Origin of the sequence: Luteolibacter rhizosphaerae (genome assembly GCF_025950095.1) — a bacterium.
GTDB lineage: Bacteria > Verrucomicrobiota > Verrucomicrobiia > Verrucomicrobiales > Akkermansiaceae > Haloferula > Haloferula rhizosphaerae.
This window is the reverse complement of sequence record NZ_JAPDDR010000004.1, coordinates 495,663-503,061: the sequence shown is the minus strand read 5'-3', so window position 1 is coordinate 503,061 and position 7,399 is coordinate 495,663. Positions and strand designations below refer to the sequence as shown.

7 protein-coding genes and 1 tRNA gene are annotated in these 7,399 nt (G+C 61.0%); 4 read left to right on the top strand and 4 right to left on the bottom strand.

Annotation, left to right across the window (positions count from 1 at the left end):
* Window positions 1–258 precede the first annotated feature (258 nt).
* Together OJ996_RS10405 and OJ996_RS10400 are read left to right on the top strand one after the other, a co-directional pair.
* Window positions 259–1,119, top strand: coding sequence for a GIY-YIG nuclease family protein (locus OJ996_RS10405; protein ID WP_264513491.1), 861 nt, complete (start codon window positions 259–261; stop codon window positions 1,117–1,119).
* 412 nt (window positions 1,120–1,531) lie between these two features.
* The gene (locus tag OJ996_RS10400) at window positions 1,532–2,065 is read left to right on the top strand and encodes a fasciclin domain-containing protein (protein ID WP_264513490.1); all 534 of its coding nucleotides are present in this window, start codon (window positions 1,532–1,534) and stop codon (window positions 2,063–2,065) included.
* Between the two features lie 637 nt (window positions 2,066–2,702).
* Here the strand turns inward: OJ996_RS10400 and OJ996_RS10395 are convergent.
* Window positions 2,703–3,050, bottom strand: a complete 348-nt coding sequence (locus OJ996_RS10395) for a hypothetical protein (protein ID WP_264513489.1) — start codon at window positions 3,048–3,050, stop codon at window positions 2,703–2,705.
* A 32-nt stretch (window positions 3,051–3,082) separates the two neighbouring features.
* On the opposite strand from OJ996_RS10395, the gene OJ996_RS10390 reads away from it, so the two are divergent.
* A complete protein-coding gene (locus tag OJ996_RS10390; protein WP_264513488.1) occupies window positions 3,083–3,253 on the top strand; it encodes a hypothetical protein in 171 nt (56 codons plus the stop codon).
* Between the two features lie 77 nt (window positions 3,254–3,330).
* Here OJ996_RS10390 and OJ996_RS10385 read toward each other — a convergent pair.
* The 3 genes from OJ996_RS10385 to OJ996_RS10375 all read right to left on the bottom strand — a co-directional run bounded on the left by OJ996_RS10385 (window position 3,331) and on the right by OJ996_RS10375 (window position 6,513).
* A tRNA-Thr gene (locus OJ996_RS10385) sits at window positions 3,331–3,405 on the bottom strand.
* 84 nt (window positions 3,406–3,489) lie between these two features.
* Window positions 3,490–5,229: a diflavin oxidoreductase gene (locus OJ996_RS10380; protein ID WP_264513487.1), complete on the bottom strand. Its 1,740-nt coding sequence runs from the start codon at window positions 5,227–5,229 to the stop codon at window positions 3,490–3,492.
* 201 nt (window positions 5,230–5,430) lie between these two features.
* Window positions 5,431–6,513, bottom strand: coding sequence for a phosphate acyltransferase (locus OJ996_RS10375; protein ID WP_264513486.1), 1,083 nt, complete (start codon window positions 6,511–6,513; stop codon window positions 5,431–5,433).
* A gap of 82 nt (window positions 6,514–6,595) precedes the next feature.
* Here OJ996_RS10375 and OJ996_RS10370 point away from each other — a divergent pair, with 82 nt between their 5' ends.
* A complete protein-coding gene (locus tag OJ996_RS10370; protein ID WP_264513485.1) occupies window positions 6,596–7,390 on the top strand; it encodes a histidinol-phosphatase HisJ family protein in 795 nt (264 codons plus the stop codon).
* Window positions 7,391–7,399: the final 9 nt, after the last annotated feature.

The window sequence follows — 7,399 nt, the reverse complement described above, 5'->3', positions numbered from 1 at the left end:
ATCGAAACCTTTTACAACCCGGTGCGCCTCCACAGCTCGCTGGGCTATCAATCGCCCGTGGAATACGAACAATCCCTCAACCACAGCTAACCCCCGAAACCGTGTCCGCGCTTTCAAAGTAAGATCAACCCTGGGTCGACGTCCTTAAATCCTTGGTGCCCTGGAGGGGCACGAGGAGGCAGCAACTCACAGTGGGGTCTTGAACCAACCCTTGGCGTCCGGAGATGCTACCCTCACCTGTCAAAGGATCCCACCACGATGCTCTCGGTAAAACAACTCCTCGTCGCCGCCGGTCTTCGGACACAGCCCGATCAAATCAAGCTCGTCCGTCATAGCAGCCATCTGGGACGCTCGATCCGGCAAATCATCGCCGACGGTGTCTTCGAGATCTACCAAGCGGAACAAGCTCCCGACACCAAACCTTTCCACAAGTGTGAGGTGATTCTGTCCTTCATCGGGATAGAGGGCAATCAAGCGGTCTTCCACGGGGCCTATGAAGTTGTCGGCTCACGCCCTTTCCAAGCAACGGACTTCGATGGCATGCCGGACTATCTCGTCCGAGCCCATGCCGACGGCAAACCGCGCATTTGGTATGACCTCAACGAACTGCCGGAGTTCCGAGGCTTCCGCAATCGCCTCATCGTCCAATGGGTCAGCACCCGTGGCTGGTTCCAGACCAAAGACCTCGCCGTCCATGAACTGCTACCTCCCGGCGAAGAAATCCCCTTCCCCGGCTACCAAGACATCCTTCTGAACTGGAGCCAGCTCAAGACCATCATCTCCAATCCCAGACTACACCGGGACTGGAAGACCGCCCTCTCCGCGAGCGCCGGCATCTACCGGATCGTCGATCACGACAGTGGAAAAATCTATATCGGCGCCGCTTATGGCATCGATGGCATTTGGGGACGCTGGAGCAACTACGCTCTCACCGGCCACGGCGGGAACAAGCTCCTCATCGGCTTGGACGCTCACAAGTTCCAGTGGTCCATCATTCGAACCCTCTCAGGATCCATGTCCGCCAAAGAGATTATCCGCATCGAACGGATCGAAATGGCGAAACACGGCAGCAAGGCCATCGGCCTCAACTCACCGGATGGCCCCCAGCTCGTCCAATAGGTGCGTACGGACGGCATACGGAAGATGATGCGGTTCGAATACCTCTCGCTCGATTTGTAAACCACGAAGGTCATAGTAGCGGAATTCTCTCCATTCCCCGCCAGAGGGCCGGACGAGATCCGGCCTATCACGATCCAGCGGAGAAGCTGATCACCTTGTGATCACGAATGGCATCGCGAAGCATGCCTAGGGGAGCATACGTTTTTGAATCATTCATGGCTCCCTAAAATTGCGCAGAGAGCGCGTTGTGGAACGTCAGATTCTGACTTGGTTTCAACCCTTGGGCGGTCTTCGCACTCATCCCGCATGCCTCTATACCGATTTAGCTTCATGGGTTTTTTGCACCGCATCTCTGCTCTCATAGGTTGGAGAGTCGCCCGATTCGGGTGACTAAACCAATACTTGTAAATCCATGAAGAACCTTCTTACCACCCTCGCCGTATCGGCTCTCGCCTTCTCAAGTGCCACTCCGCTTCTCGCCCAGAATCAAGGCAGGAAGGGACCAGAAATGGACAAAAAGGAAACTGCCGGTACGAAAATGAACATCGTCGAGACCGCATCGGGGATGAACAACTTCACGACGTTGGTCGCAGCCGTGAAGGCCGCCGACCTCGTGGATACCCTTTCGGGCGAAGGCCCGTTCACCGTCTTCGCGCCCACGAATGAGGCCTTCGACAAGCTGCCAGAAGGCACTGTGGATGATCTCATGAAGCCTGAGAACAAGGCCAAGCTGCAAAAGATCCTGAAGTTCCACGTTGTGCCAGGGAAGGTCATGGCTGCTGACGTGAAAACGATGGATGCCAGCACCGCCGCCGGCGAATCGGCAAAGGTCGTCGTGAAAGATGGCGTTGTCACCTATGGCGGCCAGAAAGTCATCAAGACGGATGTGACGGCAAGCAATGGCGTGATCCATTGGATCGATGGCGTCGCGATGCCCGCGAAGTAACCCTAGCTTCACCCCCGGGTAGCGCTGTTGATCAGCGCCGGACAGCCGCTCCCCCGAGCGGCTGTTCGCGTTTCTGAAACCCTTTAAGAATTCGGGTGATGTTCATCCCTTGAAGGGGTGCTAGAGCTGAGTAGCTTCCCGCCATCGCAACGGTTAAAGAGGCTGAGGGCTATGTGGAGATCTGAGAGAATCCACATCATGATTTCATTAAACATTACAGTTAAGGACTTTAGAGGCAATTATGTTAGCCTATTTGCCTGCGCCACCAAAGGGCAAACCGTCTTCGCAACATCCGTTGCAGCTTTATCCGAAGGCCGATGTTACCCTATCGGTTTCCGCCTTGAAGACGTCGAGTTCCACGATTCCGAAATGATCGATTTCCTCCGAAGACCCCCGAAATGTTCCTGCAGTAGTCCCCTGCCTTAGGCGCTCACCGACAAAATCGGCCATCACCTTCTCTCCATCTCCCGCGCCACAAAATCGCCTTGCGCGATCCTCGACCGGCATTACCGGTCAGGCGGTCGCCAAACCGAATCGGCGATACTCCTCCCCTCCACACAGACCCCGCCCGGCTTGCCGGTTCCGGGGTCATTTCTTTTCCATCTCCCGCGCCACCCCTTCGGAAATCCCGAATAGTTCACTCCACCTTCGTCTGGATTTTCGCCATGACGAAGCGGGCGAGGTCCTTCCCCTTCGTGTTGAGCAGCAGCAGCAGCGGATAACCCACCGTCATGCCGATGGCGGTCATTCCCGCGGCCCAGCCTGCGAGCCGGATCGCATCACCGTGGAAGGCGTCGATGCCCCAGCGGATCACCAGCTCTCGGGTGCCGAGCGTGCCGAGCATGATCGCCACGCCGGCGCGGCCCACCGTCACCTTCATCGTCTCGATCGGGCTCTTCACGATCACGGTCACGAAGGACGCCATGAGGATCGAGGATGTGAAGGTGATGCACAGCCAGCGCCATTCGCCTTCCGGAGCCGCCATACACCGAAGAGACGGCCCGCTTGGGCAAGCTGATGGACGATCTCTTCCATCGGGAAGAAGGCTGGCCACCGAATTGCCTGCGCCACCTCTTCGGGAGCGTGCGGGTCGCGGAAATCAAGAACATCGCCGCGGTGTCGCTGGAGATGGACAACAGCCCCGAACGTGATCAGGGACCACTATTGGGAGGCCATGACGGAAGATGACGCGAAAGCGTATCCGAATGTTCTGCCCGGAACATTTCGGGATCACAATCGCAAGGGATTAAAGATCAGCACTAAGCTGGAGCCGCTGGTCGGATTTGAACCGACGACCTGCTCATTACGAATGAGCTGCTCTACCCCTGAGCTACAGCGGCGTCTCCTTGCGGAACGGGCGGGAATGAAACAGAGTGCGGGGTCTCCGGCAAGCGGATTCGCAGCCCTGCTTCAACCTTCAAGCGTCAGTAAACGTCGCGCAGGTAGCGCTTGTCCTTCTTGAGTTGGTTCACGAAGGCCGCGGCATCGTCCTTCGACAGGCCGCCGTGCTCCTCCGCGATCGTGTGCAGCGCCGCATCCACATCCTTCGCCATGCGCGAGGCATCGCCGCAGACGTAGAAGGCCGCGCCATCCTGGAACCACTTCCAGAGCTCTGCGCCCTGCTGGATCATCAGGTTCTGCACATACACCTTCTCCTTCTGGTCGCGGGACCAGGCGAGGTCGAGGCGCTGCAGGTAGCCCTCCTTCTGGAAGGCGGCCAGCTCTTCACCGTAGAGATAGTCGGTCGCGCTGTAGGGATTGCCGAAGAAGAGCCAGTTGCCGCCCTTGGCCCCGCTGATCTTACGTTCCTCGAGGAAGGCGCGGAAGGGCGCGATCCCGGTGCCCGGGCCGACCATGATCACCGGCGTGTCGCCATTCTCCGGCAGGCGGAAAGCCTTGTTCACGTGCACAAACACGCCCGGCTTCAGGCCTTCCGCGCGATCGGAAAGGAAGGTCGAACAAATCCCGCCGCGCTTGCGGCCGTAGGTGTTGTAGCGGACGATCCCGACGCAGAGATGCACCTCGCCCGGATGAGCCTTCGGGCTCGAGGCGATCGAGTAGAGACGCGGTTGGAGCTTCTTCAGCACGCCCACGAAGTCTTCCGCATCGGTGAAGTCGGCAGGGTGATCCACCACCAGGTCGATCAGGTCGCGACCCCAGCAGAAGTCATCCCAGGACTTCTTGTCATCCGCCTGCACCAGGGAGCGCAGGAAGGGCGAGCCGCTCTTGGCCTGCCACTTCTGGATCAGAGACTTGTTCAGGTTGCCGATGTCGTAGTTGCGGATCAGGGCCTCGCGCAGGTCGGCCTCGCCACCGTCCGGCAGCGGCACGCTGGTCTTCGTGTTGAAGGGCAGCGCCGCCAGGATCTCGTCCACCACGCTCGCCGGATTCTCTGGAAAGACACCGAGTGCATCGCCCACTTCGTATTCCAGCCCGGAGCCATCGAGCGAGAGCGCGATGTGATGCGTCTGCTTCTCTCCTTCCCCGTTCAGATTGTAGTTGGTAACGATCGCCGAGGGGAACGGGTTCTTCTTCGAGAAGCCGGTCTCCACTTGCTCGACCGCAGCCGCCCCGTTCGAGGACGGCGCACCGGCCGGAGCCAGCACCGAGAAGATACCTTCCGACCACTGCTTGAAGGGACCGTCGTAATCAACGTCGCTATCGACGCGCTGGAAGATCCGGCTCGCGCCGAGCTGTTCGAGGCGGGTGTCGAAATCGATCCCGCACTTGCAGAAGTCCGGGTAGTTGGTGTCGCCCAGCGCCAGCACCGAGAACTGCACGCCTTCCAAGCGCGGCGCCGCATCGCTGAGGATCCAGTTGTAGAGTTCCGCCGCATTGTCCGGCGGTTCGCCGTCGCCGTAGGTGGAAGTGATCACCAGCAGGTGCTTCTCCTGCGGCAGGCGGGCGCGGTCGTAGGCGCCCATGTCGAAGACTTCCGGCTCGAAGTTCCCCTTCTTCAGCGTCTTCACCAGTTTCTTGGCCAGACCTTCCGAATTTCCGGTCTGGGAACCCCAGATGATGGTCACCGGGACCGCCGGGCCTGCCGGAGCCGCAGCAGCGGAGGTGGCGGCGCCAGCCAGAAGATTGGAAAGGAATTGTCCGAGCCAAACGCGCTGTTCGGCGGAAAAGGGTGCGTCTTCGGGGATCTGGATAAAAGAGGACATTGAAGCGGAAAGGCCCCCCGGGCCGGGGGGCGGGAACATGATGGGCAGCGGGGGCGGGTTCAAGCGCGTTTCATGCCACCGGGCATCCCGCACGATTCCTTCGATGCAGGGATGAGGTGAACCCCGCTCATGGCAATTTCGCCATCCGGTCCCGGCAGGCCGATTTCGCAGGGAAACGGCTCATGGCAAATCCGTCCGGGATCAGAGCGTCGCCCCCTCCACCTCGCCATCGGGGTAGAGCTGGTGATACTTGATCGCCTCCACGGCCACCGCTGCCGCCGTGCCGAAGATGGTTTCCTCGCTCGCGGTCCGCGGGACCTGCGCGCAGGGCCGCGCCAGCCCGGCCAGGATCTGGCCGTAGTTGATTGCCCCGGCGCAGTGCTGGAGCAGCTTCAGGGAAATGTGTGCGGCATCGAGGTTCGGGAAGACCAGCACGTCCGCGGCCTCCCGCTTCTCGGCGTTCGGCAGTTTGATCTCCGCCGCGGCCGGATCCAGCGCCACGTCCGCCTGCACTTCACCGATGATCGAGAAATCCAGATAGGCCTCTTTCGCCTTCTCCACCGCCAGCGCGGTGGCGGCCGCCATCTTGCGGGCCTCCTCGGTTCCGGCGGACCCCTTGGTCGAGTGACTCAGCAGCGCGATCCGCGGCTCGCGGCCTAGGAAGTGCTTCGCCAGCTTACCCGTTTCCAGCGTGATGGCAGCGAGCTGCTCGACGCTCGGCTGCGGGATCAGGCCGCAATCCGCCAGGAAAAGGATACCGTTCTCACCGAAGTGCTGCAGGTGCGGGGCGACCAGCACCATCATGCCGAACATCTTCGGCACCGTCGGAAGGGGTTGGATGGTGTGAAGCAGGGCGCGGAAGAGCGATGCCGGCAGGGTCTGGTTGCCGCCCACCAAGGCGTCCGCCTGACCATACTGGACCATCATCGCACCGAAGTAATGCGGGCGCGAGACCACGTCCGCCGGGTCCGCCGCGCTCAGCTTGCGGTAGCGCTCCACCTTGGCGAAGCGTTGGCAGAAGAGCCCGAAATCCGAGGACTTCGCCGGCTCGATCACGTTCACGAATTTCAGGCTCACGCCGTTCTCGGCAGCCAGCCCGCGGATTGCATCGCGGTTCCCGAGCAGGACCGGCACGGCCGCCTCCGCATCCACCAGCCGCTGCGCCGCCCTCAGCACCCGCAGGTCTTCACCCTCGGTGAAAACGACACGCTTCGGATGAGCCCGCAGCTTCTGGATCTGATACTCGGTGAACGGATTGGTACCTGGAAAAGGGCTGGTCGACATCGGAAATCCCGGCGGTGCTTGCGCGTGTCCCGCACTCTAGTATCCCTAACGAAAATCAAGCAACCCGAAACCCCGCCCGGTTGTGCCTGCTGACTACCACACCCACACCCCGCTCTGCCGCCACGCCACCGGCAACCCGGAAGAATACGTCGCCGCCGCCATCGCTGCGGGCCTCACGGAGTACGGCATCTCCGACCACGCTCCGGCCCGCCCCGAGCCCTTCGATGACTGGCGGATGCTCGAATCCGAGCTCCCGGAGTATTTCGAGTGGATCGACCGCGCTCGCGCCGCCGCCGGCACCCTTCCGATCCGCGCCGGCATGGAGTGTGACTGGCTCCCCGGCTGCGAATCCTGGATCGAGGAACTCTCCGGGCGCTACCCTTGGGACTACCTGATCGGCTCGGTCCACTACCTCGGCACCTGGGACTTCGATAATCCCAAATGGCTCGGCCGCTGGGCGGAGTCCGATGTCGACCAAGTCTGGACCCTCTACTGGGAGGCCTATGCCGACATGGCCCGCAGCCGCCTCTTCGACATCCTCGGCCATCCGGACCTCGTGAAGAAGTTCTCCCACCGGCCCGCCGGGGATCTCGACCGCTTCTACGAACCCGCCATCGCCGCCATCGCCGCGTCCGGCTGCGCCATCGAACTGAACACAGCCGGCTGGCACAAGCCCTGCGCCGAAGCCTACCCCCACCCCCGCTTCCTGAAACTGGCGCATCAGGCAGGGGTGCCTCTCGTCATCTCCTCCGACTCCCACGCTCCCACCGAAGTCGCCCGCGATTTCCCCCAAGCCATTGCTTGGGCCCGCTCCGCAGGCTACCGTCAGACGCTTCTCTTCAAACGACGCAATCGATCGATTGAATCGATTGATTGAATCGAACTT

Bases quoted from the DNA above. Each gene is read 5' to 3' on its own strand.
- OJ996_RS10405 (WP_264513491.1), top strand. From the start codon at position 259: ATGCTCTCGGTAAAACAACTCCTCGTCGCCGCCGGTCTTCGGACACAG.
- OJ996_RS10400 (WP_264513490.1), top strand. From the start codon at position 1,532: ATGAAGAACCTTCTTACCACCCTCGCCGTATCGGCTCTCGCCTTCTCA.
- OJ996_RS10395 (WP_264513489.1), bottom strand. From the start codon at position 3,050: ATGGCGGCTCCGGAAGGCGAATGGCGCTGGCTGTGCATCACCTTCACA.
- OJ996_RS10390 (WP_264513488.1), top strand. From the start codon at position 3,083: ATGGACGATCTCTTCCATCGGGAAGAAGGCTGGCCACCGAATTGCCTG.
- OJ996_RS10380 (WP_264513487.1), bottom strand. From the start codon at position 5,229: ATGTCCTCTTTTATCCAGATCCCCGAAGACGCACCCTTTTCCGCCGAA.
- OJ996_RS10375 (WP_264513486.1), bottom strand. From the start codon at position 6,513: ATGTCGACCAGCCCTTTTCCAGGTACCAATCCGTTCACCGAGTATCAG.